The 19,762-nt window shown below is 46.4% G+C and carries 17 protein-coding genes and 1 pseudogene; 12 read left to right on the top strand and 6 right to left on the bottom strand.

Annotated features, from left to right (window positions below):
• Positions 1–29: 29 nt before the first annotated feature.
• The 4 genes from JQX68_RS14485 to sspI all read right to left on the bottom strand — a co-directional run bounded on the left by JQX68_RS14485 (position 30) and on the right by sspI (position 4,266).
• A complete protein-coding gene (locus JQX68_RS14485) occupies positions 30–1,364 on the bottom strand; it encodes a (Fe-S)-binding protein (RefSeq protein ID WP_147772338.1) in 1,335 nt (444 codons plus the stop codon).
• Positions 1,361–2,773 carry a glycolate oxidase subunit GlcD gene (gene glcD / locus JQX68_RS14480; RefSeq protein WP_147772337.1) on the bottom strand — a complete coding sequence of 471 codons (1,413 nt, stop codon included), beginning with the start codon at positions 2,771–2,773 and terminating at the stop codon, positions 1,361–1,363. Before glcD ends, JQX68_RS14485 begins: the two co-directional genes overlap by 4 nt.
• A 102-nt stretch (positions 2,774–2,875) precedes the next feature.
• Positions 2,876–3,982, bottom strand: coding sequence for a CdaR family transcriptional regulator (locus JQX68_RS14475; RefSeq protein WP_147772336.1), 1,107 nt, complete (start codon positions 3,980–3,982; stop codon positions 2,876–2,878).
• Positions 3,983–4,050: 68 nt separating this feature from the next.
• Positions 4,051–4,266, bottom strand: coding sequence for a small acid-soluble spore protein SspI (gene sspI / locus JQX68_RS14470; protein ID WP_003222464.1), 216 nt, complete (start codon positions 4,264–4,266; stop codon positions 4,051–4,053).
• A gap of 118 nt (positions 4,267–4,384) precedes the next feature.
• Between sspI and JQX68_RS14465 the strand changes: the two genes are divergently transcribed.
• Entirely contained in the window at positions 4,385–5,131 is a 747-nt protein-coding gene (locus tag JQX68_RS14465) for a TrmH family RNA methyltransferase (protein WP_014664902.1), read from the top strand.
• Between the two features lie 66 nt (positions 5,132–5,197).
• Here the strand turns inward: JQX68_RS14465 and JQX68_RS14460 are convergent.
• Positions 5,198–5,405 (bottom strand): annotated as a pseudogene (locus tag JQX68_RS14460) (hypothetical protein).
• Positions 5,406–5,485: 80 nt separating this feature from the next.
• Between JQX68_RS14460 and pheS the strand changes: the two are divergent.
• Together pheS and pheT are read left to right on the top strand one after the other, a co-directional pair.
• Entirely contained in the window at positions 5,486–6,520 is a 1,035-nt protein-coding gene (gene pheS / locus JQX68_RS14455; protein ID WP_071581560.1) for a phenylalanine--tRNA ligase subunit alpha, read from the top strand.
• Positions 6,521–6,535: 15 nt separating this feature from the next.
• Complete coding sequence (pheT, locus tag JQX68_RS14450) at positions 6,536–8,950, top strand: phenylalanine--tRNA ligase subunit beta (protein ID WP_147772335.1); 2,415 nt, start codon at positions 6,536–6,538, stop codon at positions 8,948–8,950.
• 192 nt (positions 8,951–9,142) lie between these two features.
• Here pheT and rnhC read toward each other — a convergent pair whose 3' ends face one another.
• Complete coding sequence (rnhC, locus tag JQX68_RS14445) at positions 9,143–10,084, bottom strand: ribonuclease HIII (RefSeq protein ID WP_147772334.1); 942 nt, start codon at positions 10,082–10,084, stop codon at positions 9,143–9,145.
• Between the two features lie 133 nt (positions 10,085–10,217).
• On the opposite strand from rnhC, the gene zapA reads away from it, so the two are divergent.
• The 9 genes from zapA (at position 10,218) to etfB (ending at position 19,734) form a co-directional block, all read left to right on the top strand.
• On the top strand, positions 10,218–10,475 hold the full coding sequence (zapA, locus tag JQX68_RS14440) for a cell division protein ZapA (RefSeq protein ID WP_003229534.1): 258 nt from the start codon (positions 10,218–10,220) through the stop codon (positions 10,473–10,475).
• 6 nt (positions 10,476–10,481) lie between these two features.
• Positions 10,482–11,015 carry a CvpA family protein gene (locus tag JQX68_RS14435; RefSeq protein ID WP_014664899.1) on the top strand — a complete coding sequence of 178 codons (534 nt, stop codon included), beginning with the start codon at positions 10,482–10,484 and terminating at the stop codon, positions 11,013–11,015.
• Positions 11,016–11,087: 72 nt separating this feature from the next.
• A complete protein-coding gene (gene polX, locus JQX68_RS14430) occupies positions 11,088–12,800 on the top strand; it encodes a DNA polymerase/3'-5' exonuclease PolX (RefSeq protein WP_147772333.1) in 1,713 nt (570 codons plus the stop codon).
• A gap of 20 nt (positions 12,801–12,820) precedes the next feature.
• On the top strand, positions 12,821–15,178 hold the full coding sequence (locus tag JQX68_RS14425) for an endonuclease MutS2 (RefSeq protein ID WP_040082230.1): 2,358 nt from the start codon (positions 12,821–12,823) through the stop codon (positions 15,176–15,178).
• A 14-nt stretch (positions 15,179–15,192) separates the two neighbouring features.
• The gene (locus JQX68_RS14420) at positions 15,193–15,597 is read left to right on the top strand and encodes a DUF350 domain-containing protein (protein WP_003222485.1); all 405 of its coding nucleotides are present in this window, start codon (positions 15,193–15,195) and stop codon (positions 15,595–15,597) included.
• Positions 15,598–15,786: 189 nt separating this feature from the next.
• The gene (lcfA, locus tag JQX68_RS14415) at positions 15,787–17,469 is read left to right on the top strand and encodes a long-chain-fatty-acid--CoA ligase LcfA (RefSeq protein ID WP_147772332.1); all 1,683 of its coding nucleotides are present in this window, start codon (positions 15,787–15,789) and stop codon (positions 17,467–17,469) included.
• 101 nt (positions 17,470–17,570) lie between these two features.
• Complete coding sequence (fadR, locus tag JQX68_RS14410; RefSeq protein WP_040082234.1) at positions 17,571–18,155, top strand: fatty acid metabolism transcriptional regulator FadR; 585 nt, start codon at positions 17,571–17,573, stop codon at positions 18,153–18,155.
• 14 nt (positions 18,156–18,169) lie between these two features.
• Positions 18,170–18,946: an enoyl-CoA hydratase gene (locus tag JQX68_RS14405; protein WP_014664894.1), complete on the top strand. Its 777-nt coding sequence runs from the start codon at positions 18,170–18,172 to the stop codon at positions 18,944–18,946.
• A gap of 14 nt (positions 18,947–18,960) precedes the next feature.
• On the top strand, positions 18,961–19,734 hold the full coding sequence (gene etfB, locus JQX68_RS14400; RefSeq protein ID WP_147772331.1) for an electron transfer flavoprotein subunit beta: 774 nt from the start codon (positions 18,961–18,963) through the stop codon (positions 19,732–19,734).
• Positions 19,735–19,762 lie beyond the last annotated feature (28 nt).

Here is a 19,762-nt window from a genome sequence, read left to right as displayed (position 1 = left end):
GCCCAAAACAATTTCTGTTTTGGGCTTTCTCATGTTGTTTTGTGCCCGGTTGCTTCTAATAGCAAATCAGCCAGGTGAACGGCTCTGACTTTACCGCTTAGTCCTTCGCGTTCAATCCCGAGCTTCATCTGCAGCAGGCAGCCCGGGTTTGCTGTTACAATGAGGATCGCGTCGGTTGCTTTGACGGCAGCCATTTTACTGTCCAGTATTTTCATAGACATTTCAGCTTCGACGATGTTGTAAATTCCCGCTGATCCGCAACAGCTGTCTGCTTTCTCCATTTCTCTGAATTCAGCCCCTTTGATGCTCTGGAGCAGCTGGCGGGGCTCAAGCGACGTATGCATTACATTTCTTAGGTGGCATGAATCTTGATAGGTAACGACCTGGGGCGTCCTGAGCGCTAAGTCCATTTGATGGAAATCCAGTTCAACCAAAACAGAAGAAAAATCCTTCAGCTTTTGAACAAAAGCGGCGGCGCGCTCCGACCACTCCGGTTCATCCTTCAGCAAATGATCATATTCAGTAAGAAAGGCTCCGCATCCTCCTGCGTTTGTGATGACAGCATCCACGTCTAACGCTTCGAAAGCAGCAATATTTTGTTTCGCGAGCTCTTTCCCTGCGTTTTTTTCACCGCTATGCCCATGCAGTGCCCCGCAGCAAGCCTGTTCAGGCGGGATGACAATGTCGCAGCCTGCCAGCTGCAGCAGCTTCAATGTGGCATTGTTAGTCGGTAAAAACATCGTATCCATTAAGCAGCCCGAAAAAAAGGCGACCCGTTTTTTCATGGGGCCAATGGACGGCAGGAAATGCGGCCGATTGTTCATTTCTTTGCTTTTTGGAACATCAGGAAGAACAGCTTCCATCGTCCGCAAATGCTCAGGCAGGACCCGAAGCATACCGGTTTTTCGCACAGCGGTTTGCAGTCCTGACCGCTGATACAAACCGATAAGGCTTACAGCTGAGCGCATGCGGTTTTGGTGCGGAAACAGCTCGTGAAAAGCCGTCTTTCGCATGACACGTGCGCCAAGCGAGTGTTTTTTATTTTGGTGGATAATATCTCTGGCTTCCTCCAGCAGCTGACCGTATTTCACGCCGGATGGGCATACGGGTTCACAGGCTCGGCAGCCGAGGCAAAGTGACAGCGAACGTTCGACATCATCATCCGGTTCAATCATACCGTCCGCCACGGCTTTCATTAAGGCGATACGCCCGCGCGGGGAGTGTGTTTCCTGAAACCCTGATTCGATATAGGTCGGACAGGAAGGAAGACAAAATCCGCAGCGCATACAATTTAATAACTCACCTTCATCCATACGCTCTTTAAATTCATTTTGGATCTGTTTCATTTCTTTTTCTGTTGTCATCTTTGTGCCACCACACGTTTTCTGGCATCTTTTGCAAACACTTTGCCGGGATTTAATATGTTCTGGGGATCAAATGCCGCTTTCAACGCTTTCATCGCATCAATGCCTTCTTTTTTTAGCTTCATCTCCAAGTAAGGCGCTTTCATGGCCCCGACTCCGTGCTCTCCGGTTATCGTGCCGCCAAGTTCAATCGCTTTCTCAAAAATCTCGGCAAAAGCCTGTTCGACACGCTCCATCTCATCTTCATTGCGTATATCTGTCGTGCATGTCGGATGGAGGTTCCCGTCTCCTGCATGGCCGAAGGTGCAAATGGAAATATCGTATTTAGCAGCAATATGATTAATCGCTTTGACCATATTGGCGATTTCTGAGCGAGGAACAGTCGCATCCTCTAAAATCGTCGTCGGCTTGAGGCGTGCAAGGGCAGAAAGGGCGGAGCGCCGAGCTTCAGTCAGGGCGAATGCCTCCTCCTCCGTTTGTGCGGTCTGAACGGAAACGGCGTCGCCTTTTTTGCAGATCGCCTCAATCTTTTCCATATCCCGTTCAACGGTTTCAAGCGGTCCGTCTTGTTCAATTAACAGAACTGCTTTTGCGCTTGTCGGAAGTCCGATTTTGGCATAATCCTCAATTACCAATAGTGTAGGCTGGTCGAGAAATTCAAGTGTTGCGGGTATCATTTTCGCGGCAATAATGTCCGATACCGTTTGAGCAGCGGCATCGATGTTTTCATAAAGGGCGAGCAGCGTCTTCTTGGTTTCCGGTTTTGGAACAAGTTTGACGATGGCTTCTGTCACAATGCCGAGTGTTCCTTCTGAGCCGACAAAAAGACGCGTCAGATCGTATCCGGCCACATCCTTCGCGAGTTTTCCTCCGGTGCGGATGATGTCTCCATTTGCGAGCACAACCTCCAGACCAATCACATAGTCGCGGGTGACGCCATATTTTAATCCGCGGAGCCCGCCGGAATTTTCATTGATGTTTCCGCCGATGGTTGATATTTTCATAGAACTCGGATCGGGCGGATAAAATAAACCTTTGCTTTCAACCGCGCGGATCATATCCAACGTAATGACGCCCGGCTGAACTGTGGCAGTTAAATTTTCTTCATCAATCTCAAGAATCTTGTTCATGTGCTTAAAGAGAAGCACAAGGCCGCCTTCAGTCGGGCACGTGCCGCCGCAAAGGTTTGTCCCTGATCCTCTCGGAACGATCGGCACGCGATGTTCTCTGCAAATCGTTAAAATTTGTGAAACTTCATCTGTATTCCTGGGCGCAATCACGGCATCAGGCATAGATTGAAACTGCGGCGTCGCATCATAAGAATAAACGAGCCGGCCGGCTTTTGAGTCATCAAAGTTTTCGGGTCCGACGATTTGAATCAGCTGTCCTTTTACATCCTTTGTGATCATTTCACCAATCCCCCTGTTGAAAAACGCTTTCAATCTATTGTAAAAGAAAAAAAGAAAAGCTTTCCATGGAGAAACATACAAAAAATGAAACTAAAACTCTTTCTATTTTGTATCTTGATCTAAAAAATAGAGTGCGACGTACATCGTGACGATGTCCTCGATGCGGTCAAAGTGCAAACCGGTCAGCTGTTCAGCCTTATCCAGACGATAACGTAATGTATTGATATGAATATGCATATCTTCAGCGGTTTGTTTCAAAGACAAATCATGTAGAAAGAAGGTCCGTATCGTTCTCATTAGTTCCTGATGCCGAAGCGTCTCTCTGAATACTCTTTGCGGAAATTCGTTTCTGGTCCCTGGGCTGATTTCCGTCAGACACATATCAAGCTTCAGATCCTCTTCGAATATGGGCGTTTTTCGCTTAAGGCTGACAGCCAGCGCTTTTTCCGCTTGCTCGTATGAATCTGTCAGGCTGGAGCTTGCGACAGTCCTTCCAGCGCCAGCTGCTGCCAATTGGCTGTTTGCGGTATTGGCAAACGAACAAATGTGAAGGATCTGCCGTAAAAGCCGATCTCTTTGTTCATGCTGTGGCACTTCGTGATTAATCAAAATCCGTTCATTTCCCCACCTGATGAACAAATCCGCAGGGTACGAGGATTTCCAAATACGTGCCATTTGCTCAATATCATGAGGTGACCACTCATACCCCTGAATCAGAATCATTTGACGCCGGGAGGCAAGGTCAACACCAAGAAGCTGAGCTTTCTCAAGAAAACCCGAAGACCACTCTTTTAATTGGAGCCAATCGATCATGAAAGATTCCAGCATTCTTTCACGCCACTGGGACTGCTCTAAATGCCATGATTCCTTAATGAACAGCTCTGTCATTTTTCGAAGCAGTTCTCCGTAAGGCTGGATCTCAGCGGGCTCACCTGTCAGCCCGAAGACAGCAATCACATCATGATCAGAAAATACAGGGAGGTTAATGCCCGCCTTTACTCCTTTTAACCTTTTTTCATCTTCCTTTGTAATAATGACGCTGCGTTTTTCTTTTGCGCAGAGAAGCGCTCCTTCATGAAATTGTCCGACCCGCTCATCGTTTGTGCTCGCCATAATAAGGCCATCCGTGTTTACGATAATGACCTCACGTTCGTACATTTTTTTGACTTCAGCAATAATTTTTTTCGCTAATAATGGCTGTAAAAACATGGCGTTCCCCCTCATCATGTTTTTATTATATAAGAAAAAAACCGGGCGCAGTCACCCGGTTTCATGTCTTATTGGGCAGGTTTTAATCCGCCTTCAAGCGTTTTCAGCATTTCGTTTTTCTCACTTTCGGATGCGTGCTGCCAAATGACTTCAAATAAAACGCCGAGCCCTGGAAGCATTTTTTCTTCACCGCTTTGAATCGCATCTACAATTGTATGCTCAAGCTGTTCCTGATTATTGCCGGTTACGTTGGCAATGACGGCATGACGTAAATTAAGATCCATGTAAAACGCTCCTTTTCCTAAAATGTAATACGTATATTCTAACCCTGCACCTGGTTTATTATGTGCTGTTCTTGCGATATAATAACATCATGTTAAAAAAAGGAGCGCCACACAGACAGTGAAACATATAGAATCAGCAAAAAACCAAAAAGTGAAGGATTGGAAAAAGCTTCACACAAAAAAAGAACGAACAAAAACAAATACATTTCTGATAGAGGGAGAACACCTCGTTGAAGAGGCGCTGAAAAGCCCGGGTACGGTGAAAGAAATTCTTGTAAAGGATGAAACAAAGATTCCTTCAGATCTTGAGGCGGGTATCCAGTGCTATGTGCTGAGCGAAGATGCGTTTTCAGCTGTGACTGAAACCGAAACGCCGCAGCAGATTGCCGCCGTATGCCATATGCCTGAAGAACAGCTGGCAACGGCACGTAAGATGCTGCTGATTGATGCCGTTCAAGATCCGGGAAACCTAGGCACAATGATTCGAACGGCTGATGCGGCCGGTTTGGATGCAGTTGTACTCGGTGACGGCACGGCCGACGCCTTTAACGGAAAAACACTGCGGTCTGCGCAAGGATCTCACTTTCATATTCCTGTTGTGAGAAAAAACCTGCAGTCATATGTGGACGAATTGAAGGCAGAGGGCGTAAAAGTGTACGGCACGGCGCTGCAAAACGGAGCGCCTTACCGGGAGATCCCTCAGTCTGAATCCTTTGCGCTCATTGTAGGAAATGAAGGCGCAGGGGTGGATGCTGCATTGCTGGAAAAAACGGATTTGAACCTGTACGTGCCGCTTTACGGACAGGCTGAATCACTAAACGTTGCAGTTGCGGCTGCCATCCTCGTGTATCACTTGCGAGGATAGTGTTGCGTCAAGCGTTGGATTTCTCTATAATAGAACATAATATTTCAAAAACCGTGACAGAGGACCTCAATTTCTGATCAACTGCTTTCCAGGGAGAAAATGCCGCTGACTGAGAGCATTTTTAACGCAGCCGGAAGTTGGCTTCACCTCTTGAGTTGTCGCCGGGACCGCGCCACACTGCGCGTAAAGGTGAACCGGAATCTGATTCCGTTATGTCAATGAAGCTGACGACAGCATCAGTCTGTCTGAAATAAGGGTGGTACCGCGGCCACAACTCGTCCCTTGTATAGGGACGGGTTTTTTTTATTTTCCAAAGACATATGACGGTTTGTTTACATAAAAGGAGGATGCAAAATGGAAGAAAAGCTAAAACAGCTGGAACAAGAAGCCATAGAACAAGTAGAAGCAGCAAGCTCATTAAAGGTTGTCAATGATATTCGGGTGCAATATCTCGGAAAAAAAGGGCCGATTACAGAAGTGCTGCGCGGAATGGGCAAGCTTTCTGCTGAAGAACGTCCAAAAATGGGGGCGCTCGCGAACGAAGTAAGAGAGCGTATCGCTAATGCGATTGCTGACAAAAACGAGAAGCTTGAAGAAGAGGAAATGAAGCAGAAGCTTGCGGGACAGACAATTGACGTCACGCTGCCTGGGAATCCTGTTGCAGTCGGCGGCCGCCATCCGCTCACTGTTGTCATTGAAGAAATTGAAGATTTATTTATCGGGATGGGCTACACAGTCGAGGAAGGGCCAGAGGTTGAAACGGATTACTACAATTTCGAATCGCTCAACCTGCCAAAAGAACACCCTGCGCGCGATATGCAGGACAGCTTTTACATCACAGAGGAAACTTTGATGAGAACGCAAACTTCTCCTGTCCAAACACGGACGATGGAAAAGCATGAAGGCAAAGGGCCTGTTAAAATCATTTGCCCGGGAAAAGTTTATCGCCGTGATAACGATGACGCGACGCACTCTCATCAATTTATGCAAATTGAAGGGCTTGTCGTTGACAAAAACATCAGCATGAGTGATTTAAAAGGAACGCTTGAACTCGTTGCGAAAAAAATGTTCGGGCAAGACCGCGAAATCAGACTCCGCCCAAGCTTCTTCCCGTTTACTGAGCCTTCAGTAGAAGTGGATGTGACATGCTTTAAATGCGGTGGAAACGGCTGCTCAGTATGTAAAGGAACAGGCTGGATCGAAATCCTCGGCGCCGGCATGGTTCACCCGAATGTGCTTAAAATGGCTGGCTTTGACCCGAAGGAATATCAGGGCTTCGCATTCGGAATGGGTGTTGAGCGCATCGCGATGCTGAAATACGGCATTGATGATATCCGCCACTTCTATACAAACGATGTCAGATTTATTTCGCAGTTTAAACAGGCGTAAGAGGAGGATGCAAGGATGTTTGTTTCTTATAAATGGTTAGAGGATTATGTTGATTTAAAAGGCATGGACCCGGCTGTTCTTGCTGAAAAAATTACAAGAGCCGGTATTGAGGTTGAAGGAATTGAATACAAAGGAGAAGGAATCAAAGGCGTTGTCATCGGCCATGTGCTGGAGCGCGAGCAGCACCCGAATGCTGATAAGCTGAATAAGTGCCTTGTGGATATCGGAGCGGAAGCCCCTGTACAAATCATTTGCGGCGCGCCGAATGTGGATAAGGGACAAAAAGTCGCAGTTGCAACAGTCGGAGCGGTGCTGCCGGGCAATTTCAAAATCAAAAAAGCCAAGCTTCGCGGTGAAGAATCAAACGGCATGATCTGTTCTTTACAGGAGCTTGGGATTGAAAGCAAACTTGTGGCGAAGGAGTATGCGGAAGGCATTTTCGTATTCCCGAATGACGCTGAAACAGGAAGCGATGCTTTAGCGGCTTTACAGCTTGACGACGCGATTCTTGAGCTTGGCTTAACACCAAACCGCGCGGATGCCATGAACATGCTTGGTGTTGCTTACGAGGTTGCGGCGATTTTAGACACTGAGGTAAAGCTTCCGCAAACGGATTACCCGGCTGTTTCAGAACAAGCGTCTGATTACATTGCTGTCAAAATCGAAGATCAAGAAGCGAACCCGCTGTATGCTGCAAAAATCATTAAAAATGTCACGATTGCTCCGTCACCGCTTTGGATGCAAACAAAGCTGATGAATGCAGGCATTCGTCCGCACAACAACGTTGTTGACATCACAAACTTTGTCCTGTTGGAATACGGACAGCCGCTTCACGCGTTTGATTATGACAGATTTGGCTCTAAGGAAGTCGTAGTAAGAAAAGCAGCTGAGAATGAAATGATCGTCACTCTTGATGATCAAGAACGTAAGCTGTCTGCCGATCACCTTGTCATTACAAACGGAACGAAAGCGCAGGCCGTTGCCGGTGTCATGGGAGGAGCAGAGTCAGAGGTTCAGGAAGATACGAAAACGATTTTGCTTGAGGCTGCTTATTTCAACGGGCAGACGGTTCGCAAGGCTTCCAAGGACCTTGGTTTGAGAAGTGAATCAAGCGTAAGGTTTGAAAAAGGAATTGATCCTGCGCGCGTGCGTCTCGCAGCAGAACGGGCTGCACAGCTGATCCATCTGTATGCCGGCGGTGAGGTGCTTGCTGGAACGGTTGAGGAAGATCACCTGACAATCGAAGCAAATAACATTCACGTGTCTGCTGACAGAGTGAGCAGCGTTCTAGGCATGACGATCAGCAAGGAAGAACTGATCAGCATTTATAAACGTCTTGGTTTTACGGTTGGTGAAGCGGATGATCTTCTCGTTGTGACCGTCCCATCACGCCGCGGTGACATTACAATAGAAGAGGATTTAATCGAAGAAGCGGCAAGACTGTACGGCTACGATAACATTCCGTCTACGCTTCCTGAGACAGCGGGAACAACAGGCGGATTAACGCCATATCAGGCAAAACGCCGTAAAGTCAGACGTTTCCTTGAAGGCGCAGGCTTATCCCAAGCCATCACTTACTCATTGACAAATGAGAAGAAAGCGGCAGCGTTTGCGATTGAAAAATCACTGAACACTGTGCTTGCGCTTCCTATGAGTGAAGAAAGAAGCATTCTCAGACACAGTCTTGTTCCGAATCTGCTTGATTCTGTTTCTTACAACCTCGCGAGACAGACTGACTCAGTTGCACTGTACGAAGTCGGCTCCGTTTTCCTGACGAAGGAAGAGGACACAAAACCTGTTGAAACAGAACGTGTGGCAGGAGCTGTTACCGGATTATGGCGCAAGCAGCTATGGCAGGGTGAGAAGAAACCAGTTGATTTCTTTGTTGTCAAAGGTATTGTCGAAGGGCTGTTAGACAAACTCAACGTCCTAGACAGCATTGAATTTGTACAGTCTGAACGCAAACAGCTGCACCCGGGCAGAACAGCGAACATTTTACTGAATGGCTCTCTGATCGGCTTCATCGGCCAAGTCCACCCTTCATTGGAAAAAGAACTGGATATAAAGGAAACATACGTATTTGAGATTGATCTTCATGCGTTACTTGCAGCAGAAACAGCACCGCTTGTTTACACGGCGATTCCGAAATATCCGTCTGTGACACGTGATATCGCTCTTGTAACAGATAAAACCGTCACAAGCGGCCAGCTCGAGAGCGTCATTAAAGAGGCCGGCGGCAAGCTTCTGAAAGAGGTAACCGTATTTGACGTATACGAAGGAGAGCATATGGAGGAAGGCAAGAAGTCAGTCGCTTTCTCACTCCAGTATGTTAACCCTGAACAAACACTGACTGAAGAAGCAGTGACAAAAGCGCACAGTAAAGTGCTGAAGGCGTTAGAAGACACATATCAAGCTGTTTTAAGAGGCTGATAAAAAAGCGTGCAGAGAAATCTGCAAGCTCAGCGTCTTGGCAAATCCTTGCATTCGTTGTCAAGTCTGCGCGTTGGTGCTCACGAATTAGAACATTCGCTGTGCTCCAATGCTCGTCTTTCCTAGACTTCAAGGATTTTCAATCACGCTGAAAGGTGAAAAAAGCTTGCAGAGAAATCTGCAAGCTTTTTTCTATGAACGTTTTTTATCAGCAAGACGCTGCGCTTTTTGCGTATTGGCGAAATGGAGTTTTGTAAAGGCTCTGAGTGCGGATGCCCCTTTTTTGAGGATCAGCTTGGCGGCCGCTTCATCGACGTGCGGACCGGCTCCTTTCGGAAGCGTCATTCCTGCCTCGCGTGACAGTTTATCCATTTCCATTAAAAATGAATATCTTGCAATGATTGAAGCAGCGGCGACAGCCAGGTGAATACCTTCAGCTTTTGTGCTAAAATAGGTCCGCTCCTTCACAATGTCTCTGCCCTTTAAATGATTGAAGTAGACGCCTGGCTCAGCGAATTGGTCAATCAAAATGGCCTCAGGCTTTACTCCATCCAATTTTCTTAATAAATGGGTGATCGCCTGATTGTGCAGCAATGCTTTCATTTTTCCTTGGCTCATGCCTTTTTCCTGCATGTTGTTATACTTTTCATTCTTTAACACCAGCAGGCTGTACGGAATGGTTTTAATCAGATTTCGGGCAATCTCAATGATCTGTGGATCCTTTAAATCCTTAGAATCCTTCACACCGAGTTCCTTCATTAAAGGGAGCATGGTTTTGTCGACGTACGCGCATACAACCGTCATTGGACCAAAGTAATCCCCGGTTCCGACTTCGTCAGAGCCGATAACAGACATGCCGGCGATATCCGCCGGAGGGGCATAACGTGGATCAGCCGGCTTTTTAACCGGTTTCTTCTTTTCCTGAGGCTCAGCTGTTCCCCAGCGCGCGGATTCTGCCGCTGCGTTTTTGCCTTGAAACAGGACCTTGCCTGATTGATATGCTGTAATGGTACAGCCGGGCGGTTTCGCCTGAAAAACGGCTCCCTGCGGAACAGAGGCGGTAAGCGAACCGCTGTACGTCATTTTCATTTGGTCAATAGCAGACAACGATACTTTTATCACTGAATGGGACACGTAATAATCTCCTTTTTTTACACTTTTCACTGTATATACCAGTGTATCATAACAGCGGGAGGCTCGTCTTTCCATTCATTTAATAAACGTGTTATGATAAGAACTAGGATTCTCGCGGAATGGAGGAGAAACGTTGTCTGACGGCAAAAAAACAAAAACAACCGTTGACATTTACGGCCAGCACTTCACGATTGTCGGTGAAGAAAGCAGAGCCCATATGAGGTATGTCGCCGGAATTGTTGATGATAAAATGAGAGAAATCAATGAAAAAAATCCATACCTTGATATAAATAAACTTGCAGTGCTGACAGCGGTAAATGTGGTGCACGATTATGTTAAGTTACAAGAGAAATGTGAAAAACTGGAGCGTCAGCTTAAAGAAAAGGATTGAACAACTATGCTGGATATCATCATCTTAATCTTGCTCCTGATGGGGACTTTACTGGGGTTAAAACGCGGTTTTATCCTGCAGTTTATCCGCTTGACGAGCTTTATTTTATCGATCGCCTTTGCGGCTTTATTCTATAAAAATGTGGCGCCGCATTTAAAGTGGATTCCCGCACCCGACTTTTCAGCGGGACAGCCGGCTCTTTCTTTTTTTACGGGAAATTTAGAAGCGGCCTATTATAATGCGATTGCGTTTATCGTTTTATTTATCATCGCTAAAATCTTACTGAGAATCATCGGCTCGTTCTTGAGTATTGTCGCCGGCATTCCGGTGATCAAACAAATCAACCAGTTGCTGGGCGCCGTTCTCGGTTTTCTAGAAGTCTATTTATTTACATTTGTGCTGTTGTATGTCGCATCCGTTCTGCCGGTAGATGCGTTGCAGCAAATGATGGGGCAATCGTCTCTCGCAAATGTGATCATTAACCATACACCGTACTTGTCAGGGCTTTTAGAAGAGCTGTGGACACAGTACGGGGCATAAAAAACTTCTCTTGTCCGGAGAAGTTTTTTTCGAGTATGATGGAAACATATGTGAACGTCTGGGGGTTATTGTATGCATAAAAAAGATATTATCCGGCTGCTTGAAACCATCGCAGTCTATATGGAACTAAAGGGGGACAACCCGTTTAAAGTATCCGCATTCCGAAAAGCAGCGGCAGCCCTGGAACAGGACGACCGAAGCTTATCAGAAATGGACGATATGATGTCGCTGTCCGGCATTGGAAAAGGAACGTACAGCGTCATTAAGGAGTATATAGATGAAGGAAAGTCAAGCACGCTCGAATCGTTGCAGAAAGAAGTGCCGGAAGGACTCGTGCCTTTATTGAAGCTGCCGGGGCTCGGCGGCAAAAAAATCGCAAAGCTGTATAAAGAGCTCGGCGTACATGATGCAGAATCTCTGAAGGAAGCCTGTGAACAGCAAAAAGTGCAAGGCCTTGCGGGTTTTGGCAAAAAATCAGAAGAAAAAATATTACAGGCGCTCGGAGAAGCCGGAAAGCAGCCTGAGCGGTTCCCGATCGGATATGCCCTCCGGATCGCGCGGGAAATTGAGGAGCATCTTTCTCAATTTACGCATATCATCAAATTTTCTCGTGCCGGAAGTCTTCGCAGAGCGCGGGAAACGGTGAAGGATTTGGACTATATCATTGCTACAGATCAGCCGGCTGAAGTAAGGGAACAGCTTCTTGCACTGCCAAACATCAAAAGCGTGATCGCGAGCGGAGATACGAAGGTGTCCGTCATCCTTTCCTTTGAATATGAAACGAGCGTCGATTTCCGTCTTGTGACGGAAGAGCAGTTTCCGACAACACTCCATCATTTTACGGGATCAAAGGATCACAACATTAAGATGCGCCAAATCGCAAAAGAACGTGGCGAGCGGATCAGTGAATACGGCGTTGAGACAGTTGAAACCGGTGAGATCAAAACATTTCCGAGCGAACGTGAATTTTATGCGCACTTCGGCCTGCCGCTGATTCCGCCGGAAATTCGTGAAAGCGGGCAGGAAGTGGAAACCTACAGCGATAGCATTGAGCTGATAGAGCCCGGGCAAATCAAGGGAGATCTCCACATGCACTCAACGTGGAGCGATGGTGCGTTTTCGATCAGAGAGATGGCTGAAGCATGCATCAAAAAAGGCTATCAATACATGGCGGTCACCGATCACTCACAATATTTAAAGGTCGCCAACGGGCTTACTGCAGAAAGACTTAAACAGCAGGCAAAAGAAATTGACGCGCTGAATGCTGAGTTCGAAAACTTCCGTATCTTAAAAGGTGTCGAGATGGATATCCTGCCTGACGGTACGCTCGATTATGATGACGATGTGCTGGCGGAAATGGATATCGTTATTGCATCGATTCATTCCAGTTTTAATCAGCCGGAACACGTGATTATGAAGCGGCTTGAGACGGCACTGACAAACAAACATGTTGACATTATCGCACACCCGACCGGACGCCTGATCGGCAGACGGGCCGGTTATGAAATCGATATTGATAAGCTGATTGATCTTGCGAAAAAAACAAATACGGCGCTTGAACTCAACGCTAACCCTGCGCGCCTCGATCTGCGCACAGAGCATTTACTGAAAGCAAACGAACAAGGGGTTACATTGGTGATTAATACTGATGCCCATAACATTGAGATGTTAGACGATATGAAAACTGGCGTTACTGCCGCGCGCAAAGGATGGACGGAAACGAAAAACGTTCTGAATGCCAGGTCGCTTGAAGACGTAGAGGCATTCCTGAAGCGCAACGATTAAGTAAGGAGGCTCACACAATCGTGCAGCAAAAAGTATTATCAGCTCTTGAATTTCATAAAGTGAAAGAACAGGTTATTGAGCATGCCGCTTCATCGCTCGGAAAAGAAATGCTTCTCCAGCTTAAGCCTTCTGCTTCTATAGACGAAATCAAAAAACAGCTGGATGAAGTAGACGAAGCTTCTGCCATTATCCGGCTGAGAGGCCGAGCGCCGTTTGGCGGTCTTGTTGATATCAGAGGAGCATTAAGACGAGCGGAAATCGGCAGCGTTCTCAGCCCTTCAGAATTCACTGAAATCTCAGGCTTGCTTTATGCAGTTAAGCAGATGAAACATTTTATCACCCAAATGGCTGAAGACGGTGTTGACATTCCGCTGATCCATCAGCACGCTGAACAGCTTATCACGCTGTCCGATTTAGAACGGGACATTAATTCCTGCATCGATGATCACGGAGAAGTGCTTGATCATGCATCGGAAAAATTGAGAGGAATCCGCACGCAGCTCAGAACACTCGAATCGAGAATCAGAGACCGGTTAGAGTCAATGCTGCGTTCCTCTTCCGCTTCAAAAATGCTGTCTGATACGATTGTTACGATTCGGAATGACCGCTTTGTAATCCCGGTCAAACAGGAGTACAGATCAAGCTACGGCGGAATTGTGCACGATACTTCGTCCTCCGGCGCAACACTATTCATTGAACCGCAGGCAATTGTAGATATGAACAATTCCCTTCAGCAGGCGAAAGTGAAAGAAAAGCAAGAAATCGAACGGATTTTGCGTGTGCTGACAGAGAAAACGGCAGAGCATACAGAAGAGCTATTTCTAGATTTGCAAGTGCTGCAGAGGCTTGACTTTATTTTTGCAAAAGCAAGATATGCAAAAGCGGTCAAAGCGACAAAACCGATGATGAACGACACCGGCTTTATCCGTTTAAAAAAAGCCCGCCATCCATTGCTTCCGCCTGATCAGGTTGTTGCCAATGACATTGAGCTTGGCGGCGATTTTTCAACCATTGTCATTACAGGGCCAAACACCGGGGGGAAAACAGTCACCCTTAAAACGTTAGGCCTGTTAACCTTAATGGCACAATCAGGTCTTCATATCCCGGCAGATGAAGGGTCAGAAGCGGCGGTATTTGAGCACGTATTCGCTGATATCGGTGATGAACAGTCGATTGAGCAAAGCTTAAGTACGTTCTCATCCCATATGGTGAACATTGTCGGCATTTTAGAACAGGTCAATGAAAACAGCCTTGTGCTTTTCGATGAACTTGGTGCAGGGACAGATCCGCAGGAGGGGGCGGCCCTCGCCATGAGCATCCTGGATGACGTGCATCGCACCAATGCACGAGTGTTAGCTACGACGCATTATCCGGAATTGAAGGCGTACGGCTATAACAGAGAAGGCGTCATGAATGCGAGCGTTGAATTTGACATCGAAACGCTGTCACCAACCTATAAACTTTTAATTGGTGTCCCGGGACGAAGCAACGCTTTCGAAATTTCAAAACGCCTTGGACTTCCAGACCATATCATCGGGCAGGCGAAGTCAGAAATGACGGCTGAGCATAACGAAGTTGATACAATGATTGCGTCGCTGGAACAAAGCAAAAGACGTGCGGAAGAAGAGCTTTCTGAGACAGAATCGATCAGAAAAGAAGCGGAAAAACTGCACAAAGAGCTGCAGCAGCAAATCATCGAGCTTAACAGCAAAAAAGACAAAATGCTCGAGGAGGCTGAACAGCAAGCGGCTGATAAAGTAAAAGCGGCAATGAAAGAAGCCGAAGATATTATTCACGAATTGCGCTCCATAAAAGAAGAACATAAATCCTTCAAGGATCACGAGCTGATCAACGCGAAGAAACGGTTAGAAGGCGCAGTTCCTACCTTTGAAAAGTCCAAAAAACCGGAAAAAACGAAAACGCAAAAACGTGACTTCAAGCCAGGTGATGAGGTGAAAGTTCTCACCTTCGGGCAAAAAGGGACATTGCTTGAAAAAACCGGCGGCAATGAATGGAATGTACAAATCGGCATATTAAAAATGAAAGTAAAAGAAAAAGATCTGGAGTTTATCAAATCAGCTCCGGAGCCAAAAAAAGAAAAAATCATTACGGCGGTCAAGGGAAAGGATTATCATGTATCGCTTGAGCTTGATCTTCGCGGCGAACGCTATGAAAATGCCCTCAGCCGTGTTGAAAAATATTTGGACGATGCAGTGTTAGCCGGATATCCTAGAGTGTCAATCATCCACGGAAAAGGAACCGGCGCTTTAAGAAAAGGCGTGCAGGATCTTCTGAAGAACCACCGCAGCGTCAAAAGCTCCCGTTTCGGTGAAGCAGGTGAGGGAGGATCAGGCGTTACGGTTGTTGAACTAAAATAAAAGGGAGTATGGCCATGAGTGATTTTTGGGAAAACGAGCTTGTGGAAATCGCGGCGTATTACAGTGTCGCGGTTCTCTGCCTCGTCCTCTTTTTGACTGTGTTTGAGCTGGTGACGGCTTATAAAAACTGGGAAGAGATTCAAAAAGGAAATCTTGCGGTGGCAATGGCAACCGGCGGAAAAATTTTAGGAATCGCAAACGTATTCCAGCATTCCATCTCCCAGCACAATTCGCTGCTGCAAATGATCGGCTGGGGCGTTTACGGATTTGTTATGCTTCTTTTAAGCTACTTTATTTTTGAGTTTTTGACTCCGCGGTTTAAAATTGATAAGGAAATCGAAAATGATAACCGGGCTGTCGGCTTTATTTCATTTGTCATTTCTGTCGGGCTTTCATTTGTGGTGGCAGCCGGAATATAAGGGGACGGAGAATAGATGGAAAAGCTTGCAAAAGTACTGCTCGCCGCGGCGGGAATCTTTTTGTTAATTGGTCTTATATATCTGTTCGTATGATGAGAAAAAGAAAGATTTACCTTTCTTTTTCTTTTTTTTGCCGTCCATCTGCTATAATGATAGGGTGGAACTCTAAAATCGAAAGGGGGAGGTTTTATGCAGTCTCAAAAGCCGTGGCTTGCCGAGTATCCCGACGATATCCCGCATGAGCTTCCGTTGCCGAATAAAACCCTGCAATCCATCCTGACAGACTCCGCCGCACGATTCCCTGACAAAACCGCAATATCTTTTTATGGAAAAAAACTCACCTTTCATGACATTCTGACGGATGCTCTTAAACTCGCAGCTTTTTTGCAGTACAATGGCCTGCAAAAAGGAGACAGAGTGGCTGTTATGCTGCCCAATTGCCCACAAACAGTGATTTCTTATTATGGTGTCTTGTTTGCTGGCGGCATCGTGGTGCAGACGAACCCGCTTTATACCGAGCATGAGCTTGAATATCAGCTCAGAGACGCTGCAGTAAGTGTGATCATCACCTTAGATTTGCTTTTCCCGAAGGCAATAAAAATGAAAACGTTATCAATAGTCGAACAGATTTTGATCACCAGCGTAAAAGACTATTTGCCTTTTCCGAAAAATATTCTTTATCCGCTCACACAAAAACAAAAAGTTCATATCGACTTTGACAAAACAGCTAACATTCACACGTTCGCTTCCAGTTTGAAGCAGGAAAAAACTGAACTCCTGACAATCCCGAAGATCGATCCTGAGCATGATATCGCTGTCCTCCAGTATACCGGGGGAACAACCGGAGATCCCAAAGGGGTCATGCTTACGCACCAAAATATTTTGGCCAATACTGAAATGTGCGCCGCTTGGATGTTCGATGTGAAGGAAGGCGCTGAAAAAGTGCTGGGCATTGTCCCGTTTTTTCATGTCTACGGACTGACGGCAGTCATGAACTATTCGATTAAACTAGGCTTCGAAATGATTCTTCTTCCTAAGTTTGATCCGCTTGAAACACTTAAAATCATCGACAAACACAGACCGACGCTATTTCCAGGGGCACCGACAATTTACATTGGCCTTTTGCATCACCCCGAATTGCAGCATTATGATTTGTCATCCATTAAAAGCTGTCTTAGCGGATCAGCCGCGCTCCCTGTGGAGGTAAAGCAGAAATTTGAAAAGGTGACTGGCGGAAAACTTGTGGAAGGCTATGGTTTGTCTGAGGCATCCCCAGTGACGCACGCCAACTTTATCTGGGGGAAAAACAAGCCGGGCAGTATCGGCTGTCCTTGGCCGAGTACGGACGCCGCGATCTATTCTGAAGAGACGGGTGAGCTTGCCGCTCCGTATGAGCATGGAGAAATCATTGTAAAAGGTCCGCAGGTCATGAAAGGATATTGGAACAAACCAGAGGAAACCGCCGCTGTTCTGAGAGATGGCTGGCTGTTCACCGGGGACATGGGCTATATGGATGAAGAGGGTTTTTTCTATATTGCTGACAGGAAAAAGGATATCATCATTGCCGGAGGTTACAATATTTACCCGCGTGAAGTAGAAGAAGCGCTTTATGAACATGAAGCCGTCCAGGAAATTGTCGTCGCAGGTGTGCCCGACTCCTACAGGGGAGAAACAGTAAAAGCATTTGTCGTATTAAAGAAAGGCGCAAATGCCGATGCAGAAGAACTGGACGCCTTTGCGAGATCCCGACTGGCGCCATACAAGGTGCCCAAAGCCTATGAGTTCAGAAAAGAGCTGCCGAAAACGGCGGTCGGAAAAATTTTAAGAAGGCGTTTACTTGAAGAAGAAGCGGAAAATCATCATATCAAATAAAAAAGAACGCCTATGAATAAACTTGACAAACCCGAAAATCCTTCTTATCATGAAATTATGAATGAATAGTCATTCATTTCTATAGGAAGGAACGATGAACATTGAAGCAAAAACGGCCAAAGTATATGCAGATTATTGATGCAGCAGTAGAAGTCATTGCGGAAAACGGCTACCACCAGTCACAGGTATCCAAAATTGCCAAACAAGCCGGAGTAGCGGACGGCACCATCTATCTCTATTTTAAAAACAAAGAAGATATTTTAATTTCTCTTTTCAAAGAAAAAATGGGCCAATTTATTGAGCGGATGGAAGAGGACATTAAAGAAAAAACAACAGCGAAGGAAAAATTGGCGCTTGTGATTTCAAAGCATTTTTCCCTTTTAGCAGGTGACCATAATCTCGCGATTGTCACTCAGCTTGAACTACGCCAATCCAACTTGGAGCTGCGCCAGAAAATCAACGAAATATTAAAAGGCTACTTAAATATTTTAGATGGCATTTTGACGGAAGGTATACAATCAGGCGAAATAAAAGAAGGCCTCGATGTCCGCCTCGCCCGGCAGATGATTTTTGGAACGATTGACGAAACCGTGACAACTTGGGTGATGAATGACCAAAAGTACGATCTTGTTGCGCTTTCAAACAGCGTTTTAGAATTATTGGTATCCGGAATTCACAATAAGTAAAGGAGTTCTGTCCTATGAATGCAATTTCACTTACGGTGGATCAATTTGTGGCAATCTTGACGATTCACAATCCGCCGGCAAACGCGCTTTCCAGCCAGATATTAGAAGAGCTGTCTTCCTGTCTTGATCAATGTGAGACAGATGCAGGCGTACGAAGCATTATCATTCACGGCGAGGGAAGATTTTTCTCAGCCGGCGCTGATATTAAAGAATTCACATCGTTTAAAGGCAATGAGGATTCCTCATTGCTCGCTGAGCGCGGCCAGCAGTTAATGGAGAGAATCGAAAGCTTTCCAAAACCGATTATCGCAGCGATTCACGGCGCTGCTCTCGGAGGCGGGCTGGAGCTTGCAATGGCCTGTCACATCAGAATCGCGGCAGAAGATGCTAAGCTGGGGCTCCCAGAGCTTAACCTTGGTATCATCCCGGGTTTTGCAGGAACACAGCGTCTTCCGAAATATGTCGGTACAGCCAAGGCACTAGAGCTCATCGGCTCAGGAGAACCGATATCCGGAAAAGAAGCGCTTGATCTCGGACTTGTCTCAATTGGAGCAAAAGATGAGGCAGAAGTGCTTGAAAAAGCAAAAGCACTTGCCGCTAAGTTTGCAGAGAAAAGCCCGCAAACGCTTGCGTCTTTGCTTGAGCTTCTTTATTCCAACAAGGTGTATTCCTACGAAGGAAGCTTAAAGCTTGAAGCAAAACGATTTGGGGAAGCATTTGAGTCAGAGGACGCCAAGGAAGGCATCCAGGCATTTCTCGAAAAAAGAAAGCCTCAGTTCAAAGGCGAATAAAAGGGGATATGATCATGAATCTATTTGTACTGATGAAACGGACGTTTGATACAGAGGAAAAAATCGTCATTGAAGCAGGAAAGATTCAGGATGACGGAGCGGAATGGATCATTAATCCATACGACGAGTATGCAATAGAGGAAGCCATCCAACTGAAGGAAAAGCACGGCGGTTCGATCACCGCCGTCACGGTCGGCGGTGAAGAAGCGGAGAAAGAGTTGCGTACTGCGCTTGCCATGGGATGTGACCAAGCCATTTTAATCAACATAGAAGATGATCTCGAAGAACCCGACCAATATTCCATTTCTCAAGTTTTATACCATTATATGAAGGATCAGGAGTTTGACTTGATTCTCGGCGGAAATGTTGCCATTGACGGAGGCTCAGGACAAGTGGCGCCTAGGCTTGCCGAGCTCCTGGACATTCCGTGTATCACTACGATCACCAAACTCGACATCAACGGAACTGATGCAGAAGCAGAAAGGGATGTCGAAGGGGATGTTGAAAAAATCAAAACGACGCTCCCATTGCTTGTCACAGCTCAGCAGGGCTTAAACGAGCCGCGCTATCCATCACTTCCGGGAATTATGAAGGCTAAGAAAAAGCCGCTTGAAGAGCTTGAGCTTGATGATCTTGACCTAGACGAGGAGGACGCCGAACCAAAGCTGAAAACCATTGAACGTTTTCTGCCGCCGAAAAAAGAAGCCGGGAAGCTTCTGCAGGGAGAGCCTGCCGAACAGGCAAAAGAGCTTGTCTCATTGCTCCGCAGCGAAGCTAAAGTCATTTAAAGCTTGGACATTCAAAGAAACAGGGGGA

Origin of the sequence: Bacillus sp. LJBS06 (assembly GCF_016924995.1) — a bacterium.
In the GTDB taxonomy this organism is placed as follows: domain Bacteria; phylum Bacillota; class Bacilli; order Bacillales; family Bacillaceae; genus Bacillus; species Bacillus stercoris.
This window is presented reverse-complemented; position numbering and strand designations above follow the sequence as displayed.